The sequence below is a fragment of the Phocaeicola dorei genome (assembly GCF_013009555.1).
Classification (GTDB): Bacteria; Bacteroidota; Bacteroidia; order Bacteroidales; family Bacteroidaceae; genus Phocaeicola; species Phocaeicola dorei.
Window position 1 is genome coordinate 3,888,953 of the sequence record NZ_CP046176.1, and the last position, 24,125, is coordinate 3,913,077.

Genomic DNA, 24,125 nt, shown 5'->3' on the forward strand with positions numbered 1-24,125 from the left:
TTTTTTACTCTCTAATAATCTTCACTTCTCCCCCTTTACCCAGTTTGATAATGCTGGATGGTTTGGGATGCCCCACTTCATCTTGTCTATACTCCACAATATAGTCTACAGCTTGTTTTACTTCTTCACTGATTTCACTGAAGTTGGCAGGTGAAGGCTGACCGCTGATATTGGCAGAAGTCGACACAATAGCTTTACGAAATCGGAAACAAAGTTGTTTGGAGAATTCCTCAGCCGTAACACGAATACCAACACTGCCATCCTCAGCCAGCAAATTCTCTGCCAGATTACGTGCCCCATCATAAATAATAGTCAATGGTTTTGTGGCAAACTCAATCAAATTCCAAGCTACCGCAGGTACATCACTAACATAAAAATTTACTTTTACCGTACTGTCCACCAATACAAGCATCGCTTTACTATCAGCACGCTTCTTTATATCATAAACTCGTTTTACCGCCTTCGGATTAGTTGCATCACAACCTATTCCCCAAATAGTATCAGTAGGATAAAGAATCACTCCTCCCTTCTGCATCACTTCACAGGCTTTCTTCAAATCCTCTCTAAAATCTTCGTTCATATCGTTTTTTATTATTTGGTTCTCATTTCAACAAGTTGCAAATGTAGCAAATCCTCTTGATAATGACGAGTTAAACTTGAAAAAAAGATGCCTTGACTGTTTCGGAAAACAATCAAGGCATCTTGTCCAAACAATAAGGATACTTTTATTCTCCCGTTATCTTCTATTTTAAAACAAAGTATTCGTATCCTCCACCAGCCTGCCCATAGCCCAAGCCGCCCGGATATTCAGTTCTCTATCCAAAATCAACACATCGGCATCCATATCTTTCTGCAATGCCCCCTTCCGGTCATCCACTCCCATAATTCGTGCCGGAGTTTCAGAAGCCATCCGTACGGCGTCAGCCAGCGGAATACCAGCTTTTACCATTGTTCGTACTAATATATCCATGGTTGCTATACTACCTGCCAATGAAGAATGATCAGCCATTTTGCACACACCATCCTCAATAATTACATTAGGATCTGTTATTTCCATTCCATCAGCAGCGGCATATGCCAAAGCATCTGTAACCAAACAAGTTTTTTCCACTCCCTTCAATTTATAAGCCAGCCTAAGAATAGTAGCAGGTAAATGGATACCGTCAGCAATCAATTCGATAGTCATTCCGTCTGTCAGATAAACACTTTCCACTGTCCCTTCGTATTTATATTCACGACATTTATGGAATCCCGGCATGCCGTTATAGAAATGGGCAGTATGAGTAAAGCCGGCTTCAAACGCAGCTTTTATCCCCCCGTATTCTGATTCTGTATGTGACACAGCCACTAATACTCCTTTTGACTTCAAATAGCGGGCAAATTCCAACGCACCCGGAAGTTCAGGTGAAGCATCCCAACGCTTGATGCAGTCAGTACTTTCCAATAAAGAAGTATATTCCTCTTTATCAGGATTCTTCAATTTCCCGGCAAACTGCTCACCTGCTCTTTTCGGATTCAGGTAAGGGCCTTCTACATGCAACCCCAAGACAGGACTATCCTTCTCGTTCATCAAAGTTTCGCATACAGCTACCGCCTTACGGATTTCTGAAAAAGGAGAAGAAGACAACGTTGGGAAAATACTGGTCGCCCCATGCTTCTGATGAGCTCTTATCGCTGCACGGAACGCCTCTTCCGTACATTCATTAAAATCGTGGCCACCACCGCCATGAGCATGCATACACACATATCCGGGTACAATATACATCCCTTTAGCATCAATCAGTTTCGCACCGATCAGTGCCAGGTCACAGTTAGTCACTTCCAGTATTTTATTATCCCGTATCAGTACAGAGCCTTCGTCCAACCAACCTTGCGGAGTAAAAATCTTGCCGTTAATAATTTGAGTTAACATGATTAGCGAGTATTAGATAATATTTATTTAATGCTTTTTGTAACAACAAAAGTAAACACTTCTATCGAGAAAGAAAAGTAAATTCTTCATTATCTTTTTTGTTTCTTCAATGAGAATATAGGCAAAAACAAAAATATTCCAAGTATAGACATAACTAACCCGCCTATAGTACCCGCCGCCAAAGGAAACCAGAAAGCCTCTTTTCCATCCCCCACCATAAAAGGAATAAACCCCAGAATAGTAGAAACAACCGTCAGAAAAATAGGCATAATTTTCGAATTCCACGCTTTGGTAAAAGCACGTGCCGGTAATAACAGAGGATATCTTTTTCTTATCGCATTATATTCATTTAGAATATAAATACTGGCATTCACTGTAATACCGCAAAGTAATACAAAAGAAGCAAATCCACCCTGATCAAAATTCAGTCCGAAAAGATAAAACGTAAGGAATACGCCAATGTAGGATATCGGAATGACAAAAATGATAGCCAAAGGCTGTTTCAAAGAATTAAACAAAATAGCCGTCGTAAAGAAAATAATGGCGATTACAATCAACAACAATGCATATTGCTTGTTATCTTTTTTATTCCATGACCAATAATCCTGATCATTTTCGGCTGTATATCCCATAGGTAATACCTTATTAAATTCCTCCAAGTCCTTCTTCAACAGTTTTTTTCCTTGTTCGGATGAACCGATATATTCATATTGCAGGCAAAGACGATATTGTTGGTTTTCTTTTGCAACTTTCTGGGGTGACTGTCCTTTCTGAACAGTAGCGAAATCGGCCAGTTTATAAGAACGGCCATTGATGAAAAACGGTATATTAACCAAGCCCCATACATCATATTGCTGCCCTTGGAGCGATGAAAGCTTCAGTTGTTCCGTCTGATTATCAAACAACACGTTACCACAATAAATATCCCGTCCGAATACAGGGCGCAAAGCGGTAAACAGCTGCGTGGCTGTAACATTCTCTTTCGCCATCCTCAGCTTGTCCAAATCCAGATAAAACTCACTATAATCATCTTTCCACCAAGAAAACTCCGAATTTACCGTCACTTCCTTGATACGGCGGTGTAATAACAACTTCTCCTTCAGCCGTTCCGTCCAATAAGAAAGTTCGTCGTAATTATACCCATACAGTTTCACACGGAAACTGCCGGCACTCTCACGCACATCGTTACTGAATCCCTGATCTTGCAAACCATATACGCTCCAGCTACCACCTCCCAAAGTCAGTGCCTTACTGATTATATTAGCTTTCAAAGTATACGGGAATCCGCTCCGCTGATTTTCTTTTGTAAAATAAATCTGAATATTAGCCTGACGCGCATTATAGATATACGTCTGAAACTGCCTGATTTCCTTGAAATCGCTCAGATAAGTTTCCATCCTCTTAATCAGCACATTCATCTGCTCCAATGTACTGCCATTAGGCAACGTAGCATAAACGGAAAGCACCACTTCACCTTCATCACGATTGAAATAACTTCCCTCGTATACTTTTTCCGCAAAAAGACGGAGGCTGCCACCTAAAGCCTTGTTGATTACCGGCTTTACCTTATCCTTGAAGGTAGGATTATCAAATACCTTATTATAATATTCCACCCATTTACCTTCTCCTTCCATCTTCTCGGGCAGCATAAATACAGGCAGACCGAACCCCAGCAGCAATAATAGGCAAGCTATCACCCTGAAACGGCATAAATAATAAATCACCCCTTGATAGAAACGGGTAAAATAGACAGTCAACCGTTTCATAAAAGTGGGTCTGAGCAGAAAACGTCTTCTTTTTCTTCTCTTTTTCTTCTCCAAACCTATTTTATCAATCATGGACGGAACAAAGAATAATGCAACAAACAAAGATACTGCCAGATTGATAATGACCACCGCTGCAAAATCCTGCAAGTTCAGACGTATCTTCTCATCCAGAAAGAAAATAATAACCAATGCCCCGATAGTAGTCAGCGTGGCCGCCAGTACAGAAACAAACGCCTTCAGATTGCGGCGATGCAGAATATGGTCTGTCATCACTATCGTATTATCTATCACCAAATTCAATGAGATGGTAATACCCGCCAATGAATAAAGCTGCATTTCCAGACCAAATGCATAATAAAGAATGACGGCAACAGATATATTAACCGCCAGACTGGTCACAATCAGGAACAGATAACGCAGATTTCGTGTTATCAACGCTACAAACAGCAATAAAATCAATACGGTCAGTCCGGTACGGAAATAAATCTTATCCAATTCTTTCTGAATATATTCCGTAGCGTCATAACTGATATGTACCTCATAGCCCGGAGGCATCTTCTGTTGCAACTCACCCATAAGGTGCTTCACTTCCCCACTTAAATTTAATTGATTGGCAGTTTCCTCGGCCGTGATATACAGGTAGACAGAATTCAGCCCGTTTATCCGGTAATAACTTTGCGGTCGTTCTTCCACATGCCTTACCTTTATCAGTTTATCCAGCGTAACCATCGTTCCATCTTCGGCTTGCAGTTGAATGGCTCCCGGTTCAAATTCCATTTCTTTTTCAGTAGATGTACGTACCAGTCTGATCCACTCTCTGCCCTCCGCACCTTTTTCAATAGAACAGATCCCCAGAAACTCTTTTTCATAATGGCGGTTAATGGCCCGTTGCACAGCCTGCAGTGTGATTCCCAAACGCGAAAGCTGGTCACTGTCATACTCCAACTGCCACTCCATAGGTGTAGCTCCATTCAGTTCCACTTTATAAATCCCCTTCAACTGTCCCAATACCGGCTTGATATTCTCTTCCGCATACTGCTGAATCAAAATAGGATTGGCAGGCGCATTCAGTGTATAAGTAATAAAAGGTCTGGATGCCTTATCATCCGAACGTCGCGTACTGATTTGAGGATAACTCACCCCCTCGGGCAGCTGAGGCCAGGTCTGTCTGATGATGGTAGACACTTCAAAGCGGGTAACGTCAATATCCGCATGCTTGTCCAGTTCCAAAGAAATTGAGCCGCTGCCGTTATCCGAAGTAGAGTTCACCTTCCTGATTCCCTTTACTCTGGCCATCATCGCCTCCAGTTTACTGGTAACCTCCGCCTCAATAACCCGTGACGAATTGCCGGGCATACTGAAAGAAACAGTCAGACCGGGCAAGGTACGCGACGGCGCCAGCTTAACCGGCAACAGCGGTACTAATACCACCCCTATCAGTGACAGGCAGACAAATGTCACTATCAAGGTAAACGAGGAGAGGTTACGCGGATTACTCATCGATAAATTCCTGTATTAAAATCAAACTTGTCCGCAAGGGAAAAACCGGACTCAAAATCGTGCAGCGTCAGTTTACGTATCTTATAATAATTCAACCAATAATTCTGCAAAGCCGAAATATAATTTTTCTGCGCCTCCTGCTGGCGGTTCAACGAAAGAGTAAGACTATTCACATCCGCCTTTCCGATGATAAAACGTTGGCGTGTCTGCTCGTATGCCATTACGGCAAGATCCAAAGCCTCCTCCGCACTCGCAATCAAACTCTGCTGAATGTTAAAATCATTCACCGTCATAATCACCTCTTCCTCCACACTCAGTTCTTCCTGACGGGCGGCAATCCTCACCACATTCAGATTATTTCTCGCCATATTATATTTACCCTTTCTCACCCCCCAGTCAATCAAAGGAATAGAAACACTGACAGAAACCAAGTCCTGTTGCAAAGGATGCCTGTAAGCATCTCCCAGTTTATCCGCCACCTGGTTAAAGCCCACACTGGCATTAAAGCTGGCATTGAAACGGGATTCTTTCTTTGTCTTGTCCACATTCTGTTCCGCTTCCAGCACATTCTGCCGTTGTTCCAGGAAAGTAGGATTATTCTCTTTGGCCCGCATCAACGCATCATCTACGGGAATCATCTTTCCTGTGGGACGTCCCGGTATATCCAATTCAATCACAGTATTCTTATCCAGGTTCAGAAAGGAAGCCAATGAAAACATAGCGCGTTTCAAAGCAATCTGCGCATTCTGCAACGTATTATGCGCATTCACTTTGTCCAGCTGCAATGTCAGCAAATCGGCACGTGATATGGCTGCTATCTTATGACGCTGGAGTCCGATGCTATAAAGGGTATCACTGGACGCCACATTCTCCTCCGCCAAGCGGTAATCCGCCTGTGCCATAGCCAACGCAAAGAAATAAGTCACCGCTTCTTCTGAAACCATTTCCGTGTTATAAATGAATTGCTTCTTCACCTTTTCATACTTCAACGGCTCTATTTTCCGGTCCCAACGAAAAGCATTATATCCCAACAGGCTCTGTTGATATCCCACACGCACAGGGATACTGGAATACTGTGTAGACTTTGAGTCACCGAAATTACGCATAAAGTCCAGTTCCGAATCAATATAGAAAGTACCGCCCGTCCAGTCCAGATTCTGTTTGATACTCAATCCACCCGATGCGCTGAACATCTGTTGTTCACGATATACATCCATATCCTCATTCGAATCATAACGCTGGGTGATATAGCGATAATATTTAGCCGGAGTCAGATCCAGCGTAAGACTCGGCAAACGGTTCGCCTTGTAAGTACGATATTCCCAATATCCCGACAAATAAAGATTCTGATATCTGAAAGCGGACAAGGAACTATCATTCGCAATCTCTATCGTGCGTTGCAAATCCAGCTTCACCACCTGCTGCGCCTTTGCTCCGAGAGACAACAGCATACACCCCACCATCCATATGCTAATGTACTTCATTTTTGTCATGTTTTCTATAAATAAACCAATATATTAAAGGAATGATAAACAAGCTGACCAAAGTTCCCACCACCATAGAGCCAATCATGGCAATAGACAAAGGCTTCTGCATCTCCGACCCCATATCCGAGGTAAACAGCAACGGAACCATTGCAAAGACAGTTGTCAGCGAAGTCATGATAATCGCTCTCAACCTGCGCCTGCCCGCTGTATGAATGGCTTCCACCAAAGGCATCCCCGCTTTCCGTAATTCATTGATGGCATCCATTTTTAAAATAGAGTCATTCACCACAATACCACAAGTCACGATAATGCCTATGGCAGACATCAAATTCAACGTGTGACCGAAAACCCATAATGCCAGCAAAGCAAAAGCCGTATCAATAGGAATTTCCATCAAGACAATCAGCGGTTGCAGGAAACTCTCGAATTGCGCGCAAAGGATAAAATACATCAGCAACAAAGAAACAAAAAGAATCACAGTCAATTCCCCCATCATTTTTTCATTCGAAAAGAAACTACCCGAGAAATCCACTTCCCATTCCTTTTCCTCACTAACCACCTCTTTTACATTCCGCATCAGTTCCGGTGCATCCTTCACATCATAAAAACTTAAAGGAATATATTCTCCGTTCTTTCCCGCCGTAATACTCTTCAAATCTTCGGCGGGCACTACCGTCACCAGATTATTCAAAGGAATATGATTCACCTCTCCGTTACCATCCGCCATCGTCCGCACCAAAGTTTCACTTAATACACTATTTACACTCTTTTCCTCTCCGGCAATACTGATAGGCAGATATTGCTGATAAGAGCGTAAAACGGAAACCTTGTTTTCTTTGAAAGCCGTGCGGAGCACCCGCGTCAATTCATCATATGATACGTTATACAACAACAGTTTTTCTTTATTGATTATCAGATTCATCTGATTCCGGAAAGCGATGCCCGTCGGAACATTACCCGCCACCCGCGTAATTTCCTTTTCCAACCGCTGCAAATGCTCCGCATCCGGTGCCTGCGACTTATTCGCCGTATGGAGTTCCGCTACCACATCCGCTTCTCCTGTCACAAACAATTTTTCAAAGATTGTTTCGGGAGGTGAGAAAGTAACCACAGCCAACGGATATTTCTCTCTTATCTCCTTCTCTAATAATTCCTGCAATGAATAGATTCCGGATGGCTTTTCCGTCTTGAAATAAAGTTCCGCTTCGGTAGACGAAAGTTCACTGCCCCCGTTCAATATATAATCCTGCATACCCACATAAGCAGCATGCTCCGTTACCCGGTCGTCCACCTGTTTCATTAAATCATCCACCCGGCGGTTGTTCTCGTCCACATGGATATTCTCATTCCACTCTATCCTTGCCACCAGTTCATTCTGGTCAATCTGCGGCATACGCTCTTTTTCCATTACATAAAAAAGAAACACACACAGTGGAAGGGTTGCCAGCGTGCCGGCCACACAAAGCTTTTTATGTGAGAACACCCAGTCAATCCCTTTATCATAAAAGCTTTCCAGCCACTCATTTTTCAGCAGATTGTCAAAACGTCTGGAAAGAAATCCCTTACTGCGGATACCGACCTTATAAAACAACAGATACAATACGGGCAGCAACATAATACCCGTAATATAAGATATCATCAATCCCACCGTGATAGAAAAAGCCTGATCCATAAAAATAGCTCCGGCTATGCCACTCATAAATATCAAAGGCACAAATACCGCAATGGTTGTAAGGGACGAACTGAGCATCGGTGTAATCATTTCCGTCGTGCCCACGGCACACGAACGTTTCAGAGAATACCCCCGTTCACGATACTGCGAAATATTTTCCGTTACAATAATGGCGCTGTCTATCATCATACCTACTGCCAGAATCAAGCCCGAAAGTGATATCACATTCAGCGACACATGACAGAAATAAAAGAAAAAGAATGTGATTACAATAGAAGTAACCATGCTGATGCCGATAATCAACGGTGAACGGACATCCCCCAGAAACAGCACAGCTACAATAAAGATAAATAGAAAGCCCAAAGAAAGATTCTGCTGTAAATTTGAAATGGTGTAGTCCAGCAATTCCGTCTGGTTACGGCTCACGCTGAACTCAATATCCGGATACAGGGATGCAAAATAATCGGTTGTTTCTTTCAGCTTCTCTTTCATGACATCCATATTTTCATCGCTCTGCTTGATAATGGCCAGCGTTACCGCCCTTTTTCCTCCGGCTACGGAACGTCCCATCTCTTTTTGCGAAACAATATCTACTTTGCAGAGCTCTTTCAACTGCATAATACGTTCCCCCTTGCGGATATAGATATTCTTCACATCCTCCGGGGTACGAAGCAGGGTAGCTATGCGAATATTATATTCATAATAACCATCCCTCACCAACATGCTTCCCGGCTCTACATTATTGGCGGAAAGTGTATTCTCTATATCCTCCACACTGATACCCGTCATGGCCAGTTTATCTTTATCAGGAACAATTTGCAAAAGCCTTCCGGGCACTCCGGTTATATCCGCCATAGCCACTTCGGGTAACTGTTCGATGCGGCGTTTCACCACATTCTCCGCCAATTCGCACAACTCCAGAAATTGTTGCTCGTCGGTTTCCTGATAAGCACCGTCGTTTTTCAAAGTCATATTGACATAAAGTACAGGAATATCCGTTGCACTCGCTTTGATAGCCTTGGGACGCGTCACTTCCTTGGGAAGACTGTTCATAGCGGCATCTATCTTCTCATTCACCTCTATAAATGCCAGATCGGTATTCACACCAAAATCAAATTCCAGACGGATAACGCCCGCCCCGTCACGAGTTTCACTTTTTATTTCTCTCAGTCCGGCCACTTGCAGCAACTGCCTGCGCACAGGGGTAACCACCGTATTCTCCAATTCCCGTGCCGATGAATTCTCACCCGTCACCTGTATGGTAATCTGCGGTATGGCAATATCGGGCAGCAAAGATACAGGCAGCGAGAAGTAAGTCACCAACCCAACAATAAAGCAGGCGGTAAAGGCCATCAGCACCGCAATAGGACGTTGTAATAAAAACTTAACCATACTTTTAATTTTTAATCACCCTCACCGGTGCTTCATGAGCCAGATTCACATTTCCGGTAGTTATCACCTCCATACCTTCTTCCAGTCCGTCTGTGACAGTATATTCCTCCATATTCTCCAATCCCGTATGCACATAGTTCCACATAGCTTTACCCTCCTTCAGTGTAAATACCACTTGTTTGCCGGAACGTAGTACAACTGCCGTTTTTGGGATAACCAGTTGTTCGCCCACAGAACGCTTCACGCTTACCCTTACATTCATGCCGTCAAACAACTTATTACTACCGTTCACCCGCGCCTTTACACGTACCATCCCATTCTCGTCCACCAGCGGATTAATCTCGCTGATGCTTCCCTGTCGTACACCTGCTGCCGAGGCATACGGAGTAATCTCCACCTTATCCCCCACTTTCAGTAACGGCAGTTCATTTTCAAGTACGGTGAAATCCACCTCCATATTTCCGGTATTGATTACCCGGCAGAAAGGCTCGGAAGTTTTGGGCATATTATATCTCTTTTCAAAAAGGTTGGCAATCACTCCATCGAAAGGAGCAGTCAACGTAGCTTGTTCCATATCATATTGAGCAGATTCATATTGAGCTTTGCTCTGCTCATACCCGCTTTTTACTTTTGCCAGTTCCAGCACATCAGCAGGTATCACCTTCAGATTATCGGGAGCATATCCTTGTCCTATCAACACATCCTGCATCTCCAGGGTAGCCTGTGCCAAACTATTTTTATTCTGTACCAACGTATTGTTCAACTTAAACAAATCCAATTGGGCTATTTTTTGACCTTTCCGCACTATATCCCCGTTCTTTACCCAGATATTCGCCACCACTTCCGAGGTACGAAAATACAGGTCGGCATAATCCTGTGCCGTCACTTTCCCGTTACTGATCAATTCATGATTGAAAACCTGCTTTTTCAGCGGCATCACCGTCACCTCATTGGGTAAAGAAGGAAGAACTGTTTCCACCCCTTCTTTTTCCGTTGTTTCCTTTTTTTCTCCCGAGCAGGCAGTGAAAGAAACGGCTAATAATAAGCCTGATGCAAATATGTGTAATTTCATGGTCATATTTTGTGATATCTATAACAAATAAAAACTTTTTATTTTGAAAAAACTAATTTTCGGGTACTTTTTTTAATAATTCCCGTGCTTTCCGTCTCATCTGCTTGATAGCGGTAGACTGAACTTTCGGTTCTTTCTCCAATACAGTCTGTACCATCTGCTCCAATTTGTCACACTGATAAAAAGCCGGTTCCGCATATAAATGAGCCAATAGATAATAAGGATAAATTCGTCCGGGTAACCGATGGACAGCACGCATAAACCAATATTCCGCACTATCATAGTGCTTCATTTCCTGTTCGTTTTTCCCGATAATGTTCAGTATCATGGGGTCACCACTCACTTTCAAGGCCTCTTTCAGTACTTTATTTGATATTTCAGGCTTATGAAGTTTATGCAAAGCATGGCCATACTCAAACATAAAGCGAGCATTCCCTTTCATTTCTTTCTGAATTTCAGCATAACTTTCTACTGCTTGCTGATAAGCTCCCGAATGGTAAAACATACGGCTTTTGGTCCATTGCTTACAAGCTTCTACAGTCTTGGATTTCTGCTGATATTTACAGAAACAGCCATAGCTTCCGATTAACAATAAGATAGTAAACAAAAGGCGAAACCAGACTTTCTCTAAAGGAAGAACACGAATACTGCAAGCCAGCACCGATATAATCAAAGCCGAAACAAACGCCGGAAATTGTAGTGGATAAGAAGAAAACGCAAATACCGCTAAAGATAGCAATGCGCCGCATAGTCCATAGATGCCTTGTTTATGACCTATGTACATGCTCCCACCTAGTATCAACAACCCGATGCAAAGCACAGGTATTCCCCAGGCAATGGCTACTTGCAGATATTCATTGAAAACATATTCGGGAGCACCTGCCACAAGTTCCTCCGTTGCCGTATAATTTCCGGCTGCAAAATAATTCTCCTGCGCTTGTCCGTAAGCAGCCGGAACACTGTTCCATCCGCATCCTGTCCATGGGTGCTCACTGACAGCTTGGGCAGCAATTTTCCACATAAACAGACGGCCGTCTGCCGAATCCTTTTTCATTTGATAAATGCCACCCAATGCTATACCGCCCAAAATAAAGGTTACTATGGCAAAAGACACTGCCTGCTTACGATGATGCCTGATATAATGCTGAATTTCCATCTTATAGTGCATACCACAAACATAAATGAAAGAGACCGCCGCGGCTATCCATGCCGAGCGGCTCATTCCGGCAGGCAACACACAAAGAATCAATAGCATTCCGGCTATTGCAATATAATAAGGTACGGTTTTCTTATGCTCTTTCCGCTCTAACCATTCGTGCAGACAAACAGGGAATATCATGGCAAGATAGCCTGAGTAAGGACCGGGATTATAGAACGAGCCGGTCAAGGCATAGAGGGAATGGTTGGAATAGGTAAATCCGTATACCTGGCGGATGCCCCAAACGGCTTCTATACCTCCGTATAGAATAAACACCCATGAAACGACAGCCGACAGACATTCCTTTACCCTTTTCGGGAACAGGAGTACAAGCAGTGCAAGGCCTGCCAAGGAGAGTACACCACAGCCATACATCCACCGCCAGTCATCTTCCAATATATCGGCAGGCAGTGAAGACGTACCACAACACACCACGCTGAGGCACAGGGCAACCGGTATGCCTGCTACCAATGCCATTCCATATTTCGACCATTTATTTTCCATCTCTACCACCAAACTTGTTTCCCGTCCTCGTATGTAAAAATCCGCTCTTCTTTCCCTTTTGTCAGATTGCGCAAAAGCAATAAAGCATTATCAGGAACATTATCATATTCCAGGTACTGTAATTGCCTGCTACCGACCTGCCTTCCTAAACTTTTCCACTCTCTATCCCAGTAAAAAAGTTCATATAGCTCACCTTCCTTAATGAAGTTATCATCATTGCGGGGTAGATAAACCAATTTCGAAACAGAAACGACACGTCCTAAATCAAGCCCCACCCAAGCATCAGTTTGTGTTTTCACCGTTTTGGGAGAACTTAACACATTGCCATCAAAAGCCCTTTTCATCGTTTCCATAGCATCCATTCTTTCCGGTCTATAATTACCAATAACCTTACCGGCCAGCTTCTGCCCTTTTTCATCATATAGTTCTATTTCTGCCATGTTTCCTTCTGTCTTTACCGGTGGCACGTACTTCATGTACCTATATGCTTTGTTCAATGTCACCGTCTGATAATTGCACTCTTTCAATAAATCAATATGGATAGTATCAGCATTCGCAAAAGCTGCTTCCCTGCTTAATACAAAATACCCTCCTATTATCGCCTTTATCCATTTCTTAGGATTCATATCCATAAACTTCCTTGTCAAAACAACTCTCCGCTTATGCTTTACATCCGGATTCAGATATGAAACTCTTCCTTTTTCATCCACCTTTACAGGATAATAAGCAGGAGTATAATTCCCTTTGGAATAAAAAACCGGTAAATATACTGCATTACGAGCCATATCTTTGAACACATATCCCGCCCCCTTTTTCGCACCATACGCCACCACTTTCCAGTCACGTAAGTCAAAAACAGACAGATAAGCATAATGCGTATTGGTTTCTGTATCAAAACAATCAGCAAGCTCTACGTCCGTTGTCTCTATATACTGATTCGTCACATCTATTATCCTGCGATTTTTAAAGAAGGGCGGTATGTCCTCTTCATCCTTTATAAGTCCTCCCTGATCACCGTAAGTATTGCGGTAAGCCTTAGACATGCGATAGCTTCCGCCTTTTATATGATTTCCAAAACGGCAGGGACTCCCCGGCATTATAGGATAACATTTACCATCTGCCATAATAGAAATCCATTCATGCCCCATGGCATGATTTGCCCAGTTCGGAGTAAAGTCAGAAACAACGGGAACACCGATACTTCTATAAATGTACCTTCCCAATGCCGTATAGGCCGGACATGCCCCCACTTTTATCCCTAACAAAGATGAAGGCCTTAGATCGGGCACATACGAAGGTGTATAATATCTGTGCCCCACAACCATCCAGCTGATTACTTCATACAACTCGTCCACCTTCCTATTATACATTGTATCCGCTACAGACTTAAACGTTTTCTGATACATGGCCATCCACGGCTCCAATGGTTCATTCCCTAAACGATGCGGAAGAATATATTCGCAAAATTCATCCAATGACAATGCTTTTGCCCAAGGCGACTGCCATGCCTGAAAAGCCCTGTCTATGTGATCTATTAAATAATCCGCCTTCATGGTACATAAATCGAAAGTTACAGTCATATTTTGAAACCACTCCGGTTTATAAATCGAATCATAGAAAGCAATCATCTCTTCTGCATATATGCTGTCATTCGCCTGTAAACGATCTACTTGCTTGTAATATATATCCATAAACGGAGAATCCTCGGCATGACACCATTTCATGTTCCGTATCAAGAATTCAGCAGCTTTCTTCTTTTTAGGATTGTCTTTGTAGTGTAAAAGTACACGCTCTAATTCTGCGCGATTTTCACCACTCAACTTCAAAGAGTCTTCCAATGCCTTATCCGTACAACTTACCGAAAGGAAGGAAGAGCAAATTATCATGATGCTGACTATACAATATTTCATCTGGCTTCTTACTATTATTCTATTCTTTTAAATACCCTGTTCCAACGAATCTCATCCGTATCCAAATCAACGGACTTCCATATCAATGTCGCTTTTCCCACAATAAACTTTTTGGGTAACAATCCCCAATAACGGGAATCTTTGGAATTCATTACTTTGTCGCCTGTTACAAAATAGTAATCTTCCTTAAACTGATATTCCTGTATGATACTATCGTTCAACAGAAATGAATCTCCCTGTTGCACCAATTTCTTTTTCTGCTCCCACTCTATCGCATTCTTATACAATATCCGGTTAACAGTATTCATTTTCACACTCGTACCTTTAGCCGGAATATAAAAAGGGCCGAACTCCTTTATCGTCCAATTCACCAAACTATCATTGGGATAAGCCCTCATCACTATGCCCCAATTTCGTTCCTCTCCGGCCAACTGAAGCTGTTGCAACCTGTCCTGTGAAGCTACGCATCCTAGAGTTTCCGTATATCCACGCACCTTATAGTGTGCATTTCTAATTTCAAAGGTATCACCCGGCACAGCCACACAGCGCTTTACATAATAAGTCTTTAAATTCAGTCCCAGGCTGTCCCATCGGCCGGGATAAGGGAAATTAAAAACCAATACATCATTGTGCTTTACCTTCCCGAAGCCGGGCAAACGGGATATTTCTACATTCTTTTTCTCGGAAGCATCCCAAATGTCAAATAGGCGTCCTCCCATCACCCACTTGTTCACCAATATATTATCTCCGGCAAACAGGGCAGGCTCCATGGAGTCAGAAGGAATTTTAAACGAAACAAAACCAATCACCTGAAATAATAACCATACGATTACAATTATGCAAAAGAAAAAAGCTACTGATAATAATTTATCAAGTCCTTTTTTTATACTAACCCAATGTTCTGTCCTGTTTTTCATTTTATAGAAATACCTGTTTACCTTGTTTCATATAAAAAGCACGTTCTTCTTTAGGATTCCAATGGCTCATTTTCTATCATATAAGCGAAGATATACTCACAAAAATCTTCAAAACTATAATATTTACTCCACAGTCGATTTTCCCACACTTCCAGATTCAAACAAATTAATTACGGCTGTCGGCAAATATTCATAGGGAACGTCTATCACCTTTTTATTTTTAAATAAAGGGGAAACATTTATTTCATCTTCTATCAATGCTTTATGGCTACCAAAAATCGTCCGGTAATTTTTAAGTCACATCATTTTTTGCCGAAGTTTCCCCAATATTAAAGAGTCGTCCTCCCTTTACTCATTTATTTACTAAAATATTGTCCACTAGTAATAGGATCGATTTATAGAGTCAGAAGATATTTTAAATGAAGCTAAAGTAATCACTTGGATTAGTTATCCATACTATTCCAATAACACAAATTACAAAAAGGAATAAGATTAATTTATTAACACTCTTTGTAATCATAGTCCTTACAAAAGCTACCATATAAAATTTCGTTATAATCAGAAAAACAAAATATCATTCCTTCTTCAACAAAATCCAAAACTATAGCATCTATAAGTAAATATACTAGCTTCAAAATATATCCAAAGCAGTATAAAAACTTTTTAATATACTTTTTCAAGAAAAATAGTAAGTTACCATTTTTCCCGCTTTGAAGGCCACCATACACCATCTAAACAACCAGATCCATACTCTGGGCAATTACCGGAACTTTCGCCACTCGCCAATGCTTCAATATTCAAAAAAGAAACATCAAATGTCTGTTGACTATTTTCCACGCTATATATATTATAACCAATAAATATACTAAAAATAATAGCCACAAGACTCAAAAACATTTTTTTACTTTTCATTATTACCAAATTTTACATTAAATACATCATATTATTCCGTCAATATCTAAATAGGCAAATTGAACAACATCGTTCAAAGACAAAATAATTCTATTATTGAATGAGTCATAGCAACAGTCTGATATTTTATATCCAGTCTCTAAGGTTTTAAGATAATTCCCTTCCAAATCAAAGACCAGAATCTTTGTCGGAAAAGAATCTCTGGCATAATCTTCTCCACAATAAGAAACAAATATTTTGTCATTTCCTATCATCACCGTACCAAAGGATTGAAGTTTATTGCCATTTCCACCATCCCAGTCAGGACCATATATATTATATAGCAATTCTCCATCTAAAGAACAAATGGTCATCAAATCATGTCGGGTATAACATTCTACATATATTCCCGCTTTCTCCGAAGCAGCAAAAGTTATTCGTTTCTTCTGAATATCCGGATGAGTGTATTTCATAGGAATCATTTCGCCTGTGTTCATATTCCATCTACCTAAAAACTGATTAAAAGTAGAAGTACTGGTTGGCTTTATTAATACAGCAATTGATAAAGTATCATTTATATACTGATATTCAGAAGGAAATAAAGTTTCGTTCATCGCAGTCTTTACTTGAGGCTTATACAAAGAATCCACCATTACACTATCCATATCATAACTAAATATCTTTTGTTTGGCATGATCTGAAACATATAATTGATGATGAGCCTCATCTATGGCTAAGCATCCCATCACTGTTATTTCTTCAGGCCCCTCCCCGAAATTTCCAATGCTGGTAAGATAACTAAAATCATTTTTATTGAATATATGTATCTGTTTATCAACAGACTTATGATCAGCTATTAACAAACACTTATTCGACATATACAAACGCGAAACAGAACCTATTAAAACATTTCCAGTCTCGAACTCTATTACCTTATCTTTTACATTAATAATATCATTACGCTTATCTTGATATTTTTCCGTTACGGAAGTAGAAGTGCAACCTCCCAATAAAGCGATTAATGTCACACACAATATATTTCTCATAATTCAACAATAAGTCTATATAATAATTCATTAATAAAATCGTCTTAAACTAAAATCCGAATATAATGAATAATAACATCCATAATATAAAGACAGAAAAACCTATTGAAATCAGTTTAAGACGATTTCATACTAAATATTGAACATGCTCTCAATCAATCATTGTGCTTCTTTCCATCCAGGATACCAAACTCCACACAAACACCCACTTCCATTATCCCAACAGCCATTATCACAATTGGAAATTTCATTTCTAGCCAACGCTTCTACATTAGCCAGTACCAAATCAGACATTATATCCGATTGCTGAGCATTATACACATTCATTCCTGCTATCAAAGCAAACGCAACAACCAAAGTTGCCTTCAAAATATTCTTCTTCATCTTATTTCTAGTAAAAAAAATTATTATTATTCATATTTTCATCTTATTCTCGGAAAGAACTCCACCGCAGAAAAAACAAAAATACCGCTTGCTTATTCTGATTATTTACACTACTTTTACATCGGACTTAACCTCCTTTTCTTTTAGGAGAGAGCCACAGGGTGGAAAGAATCGACTTTCGGCAAAGAAAATGAATTTCTTTCCATCCGCTTTTTACTCCCATTGATTCATACTTCATCCTTTATTCAGCATTCCCCGTTACCTTCAAACGAAGTGGAGAATTATCTGCATTGCAATAAATGGTAACCGTCTTACTGAAATGCTCAGCCTTTTCGGCTTCATAAATCACGGTCAGTTCCGCTTTTTCTCCCGGACGAACACCCTCCTTATTATAGTTTACCTTGGTACATCCACAGGAAGTGATGACATCATATATCACCAGTACATGCTGTCCCGTATTGGTCAGTGTGAACTTGCGTTCCTGCTTCTCCGACTGAGGAAATGAACCGAAGTCTATGCTTGTTACGTCCAGACTGACTTTCGTTATCGGTGTTTCCGCTTTTACAACTTCACCACCTGTCAATACTTTCAAATAAAGTTCCTTCACCTTTGGATTGTGAACAGGATTGCCTATAGCCGCCACCTTGTTGTCTTTATCCAATAGAAATGTCTGGAAAGTCATTTCATCCGGAAAGTGATTCAATCGGTTAAAATCGTCCTTTTCATCGAAACAAACAGGATAGATAAATGCATCACGACGGGTGATATAACGTAGTTCTTTCATATCTTTCGGGTGGAAATAGAAGACAAAGGGAACCGGACGGTTCAACGTTGAATCAACTTCCTGCATAAACAGCTTCCAGCGAGGCAATTGTAACTTACAACTGGTACAGCCTACAGAATCGATATAAGTCACTACCTTATAATCCGCATCCGCTAAAGAAAAGTCCACTGTATCCTTCCCTTGAATAGTAAAGATGGAATGGGTAGGAAAGAGAATTTCTTTCCCTTCCCATTCCTCAACCAAACGAGCGATTTTATCTTTTTCTGATTCCTTGCAGGAGGGAAAAAGAGCAAAAACACATAGTAATAGACAAAGGTATCTCATTGATTAATCCAAGCCAAAAGGTCTAATTACGCACTCTACTTTTTCTCCGGTACTGCAAGTCACATTCCCACTACCCAGACATGTATCATACCCGGATTCTCCTGCAGCCAATGCTTCCACATTATCTAAAAGAAACTCACTCTCTACCGGCTTTCCGGATTGCTTTTCCCAAGCCATTACCGCCATTAGCATAACAACGGTAAATAACACAAATACTTTTTTCATTGGTTTATCATTTTTTGTGTGAAGGTAGAGAACATCTATCGGGCACGCAAATTTTTTCCCTTAAATTGATCTTAAGGTGACCTTAAAGTTTTCTTAAGATTCAAAAAATCCCCATTTCATCGGAAGGATTATTTTAATGCCCTGATCTCCAAATCATAAGGTTCATCCAATTAAATCATATTCTTTTTTTAACTTATAAGTTCCTTTTTTATAAATATGCGTATCTTTGCAATCTCTAACATGAACAAGAAACATGAAAATACCGACAAACTTATTCAAGTTTAGCTTTATTGCATTGGGATGGATTGTATTCATCCTGCTATGTTATGTTGCTTTTAAAGATGAAAAAACAAATGTTCTGATAACAATGAAGGACAGCCTACGTGAAGCAATCAATATTGATTATCAAGAACGCTTAAACAAGATTCTTATTCATTATCGCCCTTTAGGCAGAAAGGTAAAAGGTGTCCAAATAGAATACGGTGATAGTCTAGAAATCATTTATTTTGAAGACAGCACCCATGAGTCACTGGCTACCCAACTGGCCAACCAGTATGTGATGACAAGGATTATCCCCGTCAATCCAGACAATTTCAATAAGATCTTCCAAGAAGAATGGGAAAAGAATGGAGTTTCCGCCGCTAAGACGGGAATCATTTACCGCTACAACAAGAAAAAGGTATTCAGTGACAATGATTCAATCTCTTTCCAGAAAGCTCTTGTCACCCCTGTACAAGCAATAGACGCTAAAAGAACCGCCGGCGTACAGGCATGGGCTATGATTCATTGGACAGAAATAGTAAAACATACCACTCCAAAAGTGTTATGGAGTATCATTGCTTATTTCATTGTCTTGATATGGGTGTCTCTGTCATTTCTGAAAAAACCACAGAAAAAAGAAACTCCCGCCAATCCGGACTGCATACCATGTGAAGAAATTCCTGACAATCCGGACTACATACAATTGGGGAAAATGACTTTAAAGTTGGAAAGCAAGAAACTATATATTGGCAACCGGCTTTGCCACATAGCACCGGCAGATTTCAATCTGCTGGAACTGTTTATCAAAACGCCCAAGCATCTTTTGACTAAAGAAGATATTAAAAATGCTTTCTGGCCGAAAGATAACAATCCCGAAAATAAAATATATAGTCATATCTCCACCCTTAAATCCTCACTCAAGGACTTTCCCGAATATCAGATAGTGACAGAAAAAGGAGGATACCGACTGGTTATCTCCTCAAACGAATGAATAGCTCCTATTTCCAATAATAAGCATACATAAGGTATACAATCTTACTTAAAATCACCAACCCACCGCAGCAGGAACAAAGCATTTCTCACAGCGGAACGAGTTGTTTCATTAAGGTGGAATAATTTATTTCATCAAGGTAAAACTAAATATTCCACCATATAAAACTATTTGTTCCACCATATAAAATTAATTGTACCAAACAGTGGAACACACTGTAATACACGGGAAACAAAGAGATTCTCGTTACTATATTCTGATTCATTCATTATAGGCCACAGGACAATGCAGTGCAGGACAATAACACTGTGACAGACTTTTATCTGTCACACTCTCCGTCACGCTATCTGTCACATCTTAACAACCTGTTTTTCAGCAAAATAATTAGTACTGTGACAGTGTGACAGATAATTCTCACTTTTAAACTCTATGAAAGCAAACTTGAAAATCATCCATATTCCTTCACCCTGAAGGATTTTTTTTGGCTGAAGCTTTCCGGGTACAAATCCGTCATTATAATCAGCTAAGAACTAACATCTTACATAAGGATGAAGGATTTGAAAGAAAAAACGCATGAATTCTAAATTGGTATAAGCAGACAGTCCAGCTCATAAAACACTAGAACCTTTTTAAAAAAGGCCCTGTTCTTTTCAAAAAAGATCCGGTTCTTTTCGGAAAACGAACTTATGTTTTTCCAACCATACACTACAATAAATTATCCGCCATTATAGGATAACACGGTGATTTCTTTTCAAAACTTCCTCTATTCCAATTCAAGGGGAAATTTCACTATCTGCTCGTCAGCATTGACATCCAAACCGAATAACATACCGGCAGCCTCATCTACATAAATACCGGCAATAGGACGATCCAATACATAGGTTTTCACCACATCGCCCTCGTGGGTGGATATACGTAATATTTTACCACCCTGCTGATAGGCATCGGCCAACTTCATAATATCCTTAAATTTACGACCGTCATAAATGGTATAAATGTATTGGTCAGTCACCTGCACATCATAATAACAGATTCTCCCCGCCGGAAGTCCGTAGCCTTCAGAACTCACTTTAAATTGGGGCTCTCCATCCTCACCCAATTTTCCTATATGCTTTTGTGACTGCATATCATAAATATCAAGCCTATCCCCAAACTGAGTGACAGAAACCAATATCTTTTTATCCGGACTGAATGCTATAAAACTATTCCAGCCTTGCGCAACGGCAGGTGCACTCTCTTTCAATAATTTCTGATCGGATACGGGGATATGTTCTGATTTACGGAGTAATTCACCGGAATGGATATCAGCCCAACCAAAACGGTTCTCACCGGAATAATCGGGGATAACAACAGTAGAGGCATCCTTCAAATCAAAATCAAGGGAACGGAACAAGCGCTTATCCAACAAAATATCCTTTTCCTGTTTGGGAGTTTTCCCCCCGGCTATACCGCTATATTGATACATCCTGCCCTTGCCGTCATCAAGCACCCACACCGTGTCCTGCCCTGCAAAACGGATATTCGCCGCATAAATGGACTCACCCGGACCTTCCCCACGCTTTCCAAAAGAAGACTGATATTGAAAATCGGGATAAGTAAATACATGATAATAGTAATCGGCATTGTGCAAATCCAATATCACCGCCTTGTCACCCTGTACACGCATACGATAGGCATACCGGAACAGAGCCGTATCAATGGGAACAATCTCCCCTTTCAGAACTTCTCCCTTCCGCACCGCTTCTTCTATGATTGACTCACTGGATACCTGCTGTTGGTGGCGTTGCCCGGTACACGCCACCAACAAAGGGAATAAAACGCATAATAGTTGTTTGTTTTTCATTTGATTTCTATATTTACTTATCTGGCACAAAGTAAACAAACTATTCATAAAAACAAGAAGAAACAACCTTAGATTTACCTTAAATCTTCATTTTAGATTCGTCATAGACATCTCTTTTTCACGAGTAGATTTTCATTTCTTCCCATTTCATCGAAATTCAGGGACTTTGCCACCTCTACAATGAAAACATGTCAAAACAGCCTATCATAAAATAAGGTATGGAGAATCCGCATCATATCACATCAGCCTATTATGGTTTCGATATACTTTGACGGACATATACCACACGCTTCCTTAAACCTTTTTGCAAAATACCGACTGTCACAAAAGCCCAACATCGTTGCAATTTCTCCGATAGAGTAATCTTGAGAGGCCAATAATCTCTTTGCTCTTTCCATTTTGAATGTCAACATATAATCGGCCGGCGCCTGTCCTGTCATTTTCTTCATCTTATTATAGAAAGCAGTGCGGGACATTCCCATATCTTCACTAAGCGCATCAACGGTATATGACTCTTCCGCCAAATTCTGTTCCAACAACTGCCGGACTTTATTTATAAACTTCAGACAAGCATCGTCCTTTCTTATCTTCTCGGGAAGTGTAGGAGCAACCGTATCGGCTATAAATCGCCTCATCCGTTCCTGTCTGACCAAATTATTATCTATAAGCATAGTAATGTCCGTCCGGAATTTCCAAATATTCGCACTCCGCAATTCCAGCCGGTCGGCTTTACTCCCCACATGCGACAAATAGCTTTCATTATCTGCCGACTTAATTAAAAGAATAACCGGAATATTCGCTATGGCCTTGTCTGCTTTAACTTTAGAACAAAGTTCCTCTCCATAGACTCCATTCACAGTTTCGTCAACAACAATCACATCAGGGTTATTTTGAACAGAGGCACTTATTATTCTATCGGGAGCGTCCAGAACAATACACCTGAAATACTCCGAAAGAGTCATCCTTAAATAATCACTATACTTTTTGTCTGCCATAACCAACAAAATACAAGATTTACTCTCTTTTTTATCAGTCCGGCTCTTTCCTTCTGCTGTAGATACGGTTTCTTCCAAGTAAACCTTTTGCTTCTTTACAGATAGCGCCATACCGGTATCTGCCTCGGATTGGGATTGAAAATATTTCGGCATAATAACCTGGTAAGTAACCACTTTTCCGTATCCATAACCGATTATTTTACCGCCATGCAAACGGATTATTTTCTTTACCGTCCATAAGTCACCATAATTATATATGGAAGAGAAGGCAGGCATGGCCGGAATCATCTTTAAAATTCCATTTCTTATCTTTTCACAATTGCTGATACGCAACTCCCAAGAACTTGCCGAATGTGAAAGGATAATATTTATACAACCGTCAGGAGGTGTGTTATCTATCATTTTGTTCAAAAGGTGCTGAAGAGCTACCGTCATCACGGTTTCATTGATCCTGCAACTGATATAATCAGAACAGGCAGTAACTTTTAACTGAATATGACGCGAATCGGCATAAAGATGGCATAGACCGACAACAGACATGATATAGGCATAAAGCTCAAACTCTACCACAGAAGCACGAGGAATCGTTTTCCAATCCGCTTTACCAAGTGAAATAGCACTCTGGCTGCAATCAATAACCTGATTGGCATTTTTCAGAGCCTGCTGTAACTTTGTAACAGCAGATTCAGGAAGATTACCAACCACAATTTCTTCCAATTGATTCCGTAACACCACCAAAGGCGTATGTGTATAATGGAACAAATTAATAACAAGTTTGAACTTTTCACGGAACATCAGTTGAGTTTTATGTTCTATGGCATGAGATAATAAAAGATAGAAAAAGATACCTATCATCACCCCCTCTACAGGTAGCACGTACCCTAAAAGGAATATATTCGACAGAATCCAATCAATCGTCCCGTTGTTATCCACAAAATAAAAACCATTATTCAAAGGAATAGGTGTAAAAATACTCATTAAAGCATCTAAGTAAGTTTTTTTCATACTAATATTGAATTAAAATAAATAATTTCCTCATAGACAATACAAC

17 protein-coding genes are annotated in these 24,125 nt (G+C 40.7%); 1 reads left to right on the plus strand and 16 read right to left on the minus strand.

Annotation, left to right across the window (positions count from 1 at the left end; translation table 11 throughout):
• Positions 1–4 precede the first annotated feature (4 nt).
• The 14 genes from GKD17_RS16450 to GKD17_RS16515 form a co-directional block, all read right to left on the minus strand.
• Positions 5–580: an L-threonylcarbamoyladenylate synthase gene (locus GKD17_RS16450; protein ID WP_007831777.1), complete on the minus strand. Its 576-nt coding sequence runs from the start codon at positions 578–580 to the stop codon at positions 5–7.
• A 168-nt stretch (positions 581–748) separates the two neighbouring features.
• Positions 749–1,912: an N-acetylglucosamine-6-phosphate deacetylase gene (gene nagA, locus GKD17_RS16455; RefSeq protein WP_007831775.1), complete on the minus strand. Its 1,164-nt coding sequence runs from the start codon at positions 1,910–1,912 to the stop codon at positions 749–751.
• Between the two features lie 89 nt (positions 1,913–2,001).
• Positions 2,002–5,178, minus strand: a complete 3,177-nt coding sequence (locus GKD17_RS16460) for an efflux RND transporter permease subunit (RefSeq protein ID WP_007839823.1) — start codon at positions 5,176–5,178, stop codon at positions 2,002–2,004.
• A complete protein-coding gene (locus tag GKD17_RS16465; RefSeq protein WP_007839821.1) occupies positions 5,175–6,662 on the minus strand; it encodes a TolC family protein in 1,488 nt (495 codons plus the stop codon). Before GKD17_RS16465 ends, GKD17_RS16460 begins: the two co-directional genes overlap by 4 nt.
• On the minus strand, positions 6,649–9,729 hold the full coding sequence (locus GKD17_RS16470) for an efflux RND transporter permease subunit (RefSeq protein ID WP_005842965.1): 3,081 nt from the start codon (positions 9,727–9,729) through the stop codon (positions 6,649–6,651). Before GKD17_RS16470 ends, GKD17_RS16465 begins: the two co-directional genes overlap by 14 nt.
• A gap of 4 nt (positions 9,730–9,733) precedes the next feature.
• Positions 9,734–10,801 carry an efflux RND transporter periplasmic adaptor subunit gene (locus GKD17_RS16475; protein ID WP_007839819.1) on the minus strand — a complete coding sequence of 356 codons (1,068 nt, stop codon included), beginning with the start codon at positions 10,799–10,801 and terminating at the stop codon, positions 9,734–9,736.
• 52 nt (positions 10,802–10,853) lie between these two features.
• On the minus strand, positions 10,854–12,503 hold the full coding sequence (locus GKD17_RS16480) for an O-antigen ligase family protein (RefSeq protein WP_005842967.1): 1,650 nt from the start codon (positions 12,501–12,503) through the stop codon (positions 10,854–10,856).
• Between the two features lie 2 nt (positions 12,504–12,505).
• The gene (locus GKD17_RS16485) at positions 12,506–14,413 is read right to left on the minus strand and encodes a discoidin domain-containing protein (RefSeq protein WP_007839816.1); all 1,908 of its coding nucleotides are present in this window, start codon (positions 14,411–14,413) and stop codon (positions 12,506–12,508) included.
• A 14-nt stretch (positions 14,414–14,427) separates the two neighbouring features.
• The gene (gene lepB, locus GKD17_RS16490; protein WP_005842969.1) at positions 14,428–15,330 is read right to left on the minus strand and encodes a signal peptidase I; all 903 of its coding nucleotides are present in this window, start codon (positions 15,328–15,330) and stop codon (positions 14,428–14,430) included.
• Positions 15,331–16,023: 693 nt separating this feature from the next.
• Positions 16,024–16,242 carry an NVEALA domain-containing protein gene (locus GKD17_RS16495; RefSeq protein WP_005842970.1) on the minus strand — a complete coding sequence of 73 codons (219 nt, stop codon included), beginning with the start codon at positions 16,240–16,242 and terminating at the stop codon, positions 16,024–16,026.
• A gap of 26 nt (positions 16,243–16,268) precedes the next feature.
• Positions 16,269–17,267 carry a 6-bladed beta-propeller gene (locus tag GKD17_RS16500; RefSeq protein WP_007831765.1) on the minus strand — a complete coding sequence of 333 codons (999 nt, stop codon included), beginning with the start codon at positions 17,265–17,267 and terminating at the stop codon, positions 16,269–16,271.
• Between the two features lie 159 nt (positions 17,268–17,426).
• Positions 17,427–17,651 carry an NVEALA domain-containing protein gene (locus GKD17_RS16505; RefSeq protein ID WP_007839812.1) on the minus strand — a complete coding sequence of 75 codons (225 nt, stop codon included), beginning with the start codon at positions 17,649–17,651 and terminating at the stop codon, positions 17,427–17,429.
• A gap of 241 nt (positions 17,652–17,892) precedes the next feature.
• The gene (locus GKD17_RS16510) at positions 17,893–18,759 is read right to left on the minus strand and encodes a DUF1573 domain-containing protein (protein WP_007831756.1); all 867 of its coding nucleotides are present in this window, start codon (positions 18,757–18,759) and stop codon (positions 17,893–17,895) included.
• A 3-nt stretch (positions 18,760–18,762) separates the two neighbouring features.
• Positions 18,763–18,984 (minus strand): NVEALA domain-containing protein, encoded by a 222-nt coding sequence (locus GKD17_RS16515; RefSeq protein WP_007831755.1) that lies wholly within the window; start codon positions 18,982–18,984, stop codon positions 18,763–18,765.
• Between the two features lie 253 nt (positions 18,985–19,237).
• On the opposite strand from GKD17_RS16515, the gene GKD17_RS16520 reads away from it, so the two are divergent.
• Positions 19,238–20,236, plus strand: a complete 999-nt coding sequence (locus GKD17_RS16520) for a winged helix-turn-helix domain-containing protein (protein WP_007831754.1) — start codon at positions 19,238–19,240, stop codon at positions 20,234–20,236.
• A 763-nt stretch (positions 20,237–20,999) separates the two neighbouring features.
• Here GKD17_RS16520 and GKD17_RS16525 read toward each other — a convergent pair.
• A complete protein-coding gene (locus GKD17_RS16525; RefSeq protein ID WP_007839809.1) occupies positions 21,000–22,079 on the minus strand; it encodes a BF3164 family lipoprotein in 1,080 nt (359 codons plus the stop codon).
• Between the two features lie 242 nt (positions 22,080–22,321).
• Positions 22,322–24,079: a helix-turn-helix domain-containing protein gene (locus GKD17_RS16530; protein ID WP_007831751.1), complete on the minus strand. Its 1,758-nt coding sequence runs from the start codon at positions 24,077–24,079 to the stop codon at positions 22,322–22,324.
• Positions 24,080–24,125 lie beyond the last annotated feature (46 nt).

What these genes read in the sequence shown, in the direction of transcription:
- GKD17_RS16500 (WP_007831765.1), bottom strand. Translation starts at nt 17,267, where the DNA reads ATGAGAAATATATTGTGTGTGACATTAATCGCTTTATTGGGAGGTTGC.
- GKD17_RS16495 (WP_005842970.1), bottom strand. Translation starts at nt 16,242, where the DNA reads ATGAAAAGTAAAAAAATGTTTTTGAGTCTTGTGGCTATTATTTTTAGT.
- GKD17_RS16475 (WP_007839819.1), bottom strand. Translation starts at nt 10,801, where the DNA reads ATGAAATTACACATATTTGCATCAGGCTTATTATTAGCCGTTTCTTTC.
- GKD17_RS16460 (WP_007839823.1), bottom strand. Translation starts at nt 5,178, where the DNA reads ATGAGTAATCCGCGTAACCTCTCCTCGTTTACCTTGATAGTGACATTT.
- GKD17_RS16525 (WP_007839809.1), bottom strand. Translation starts at nt 22,079, where the DNA reads ATGAAAAACAAACAACTATTATGCGTTTTATTCCCTTTGTTGGTGGCG.
- GKD17_RS16520 (WP_007831754.1), top strand. Translation starts at nt 19,238, where the DNA reads ATGAAAATACCGACAAACTTATTCAAGTTTAGCTTTATTGCATTGGGA.
- GKD17_RS16450 (WP_007831777.1), bottom strand. Translation starts at nt 580, where the DNA reads ATGAACGAAGATTTTAGAGAGGATTTGAAGAAAGCCTGTGAAGTGATG.
- GKD17_RS16465 (WP_007839821.1), bottom strand. Translation starts at nt 6,662, where the DNA reads ATGAAGTACATTAGCATATGGATGGTGGGGTGTATGCTGTTGTCTCTC.
- GKD17_RS16485 (WP_007839816.1), bottom strand. Translation starts at nt 14,413, where the DNA reads ATGAAATATTGTATAGTCAGCATCATGATAATTTGCTCTTCCTTCCTT.
- GKD17_RS16505 (WP_007839812.1), bottom strand. Translation starts at nt 17,651, where the DNA reads ATGAAGAAGAATATTTTGAAGGCAACTTTGGTTGTTGCGTTTGCTTTG.
- GKD17_RS16470 (WP_005842965.1), bottom strand. Translation starts at nt 9,729, where the DNA reads ATGGTTAAGTTTTTATTACAACGTCCTATTGCGGTGCTGATGGCCTTT.
- GKD17_RS16530 (WP_007831751.1), bottom strand. Translation starts at nt 24,079, where the DNA reads ATGAAAAAAACTTACTTAGATGCTTTAATGAGTATTTTTACACCTATT.
- GKD17_RS16480 (WP_005842967.1), bottom strand. Translation starts at nt 12,503, where the DNA reads ATGGAAAATAAATGGTCGAAATATGGAATGGCATTGGTAGCAGGCATA.
- GKD17_RS16515 (WP_007831755.1), bottom strand. Translation starts at nt 18,984, where the DNA reads ATGAAAAAAGTATTTGTGTTATTTACCGTTGTTATGCTAATGGCGGTA.
- lepB (WP_005842969.1), bottom strand. Translation starts at nt 15,330, where the DNA reads ATGAAAAACAGGACAGAACATTGGGTTAGTATAAAAAAAGGACTTGAT.
- nagA (WP_007831775.1), bottom strand. Translation starts at nt 1,912, where the DNA reads ATGTTAACTCAAATTATTAACGGCAAGATTTTTACTCCGCAAGGTTGG.
- GKD17_RS16510 (WP_007831756.1), bottom strand. Translation starts at nt 18,759, where the DNA reads ATGAGATACCTTTGTCTATTACTATGTGTTTTTGCTCTTTTTCCCTCC.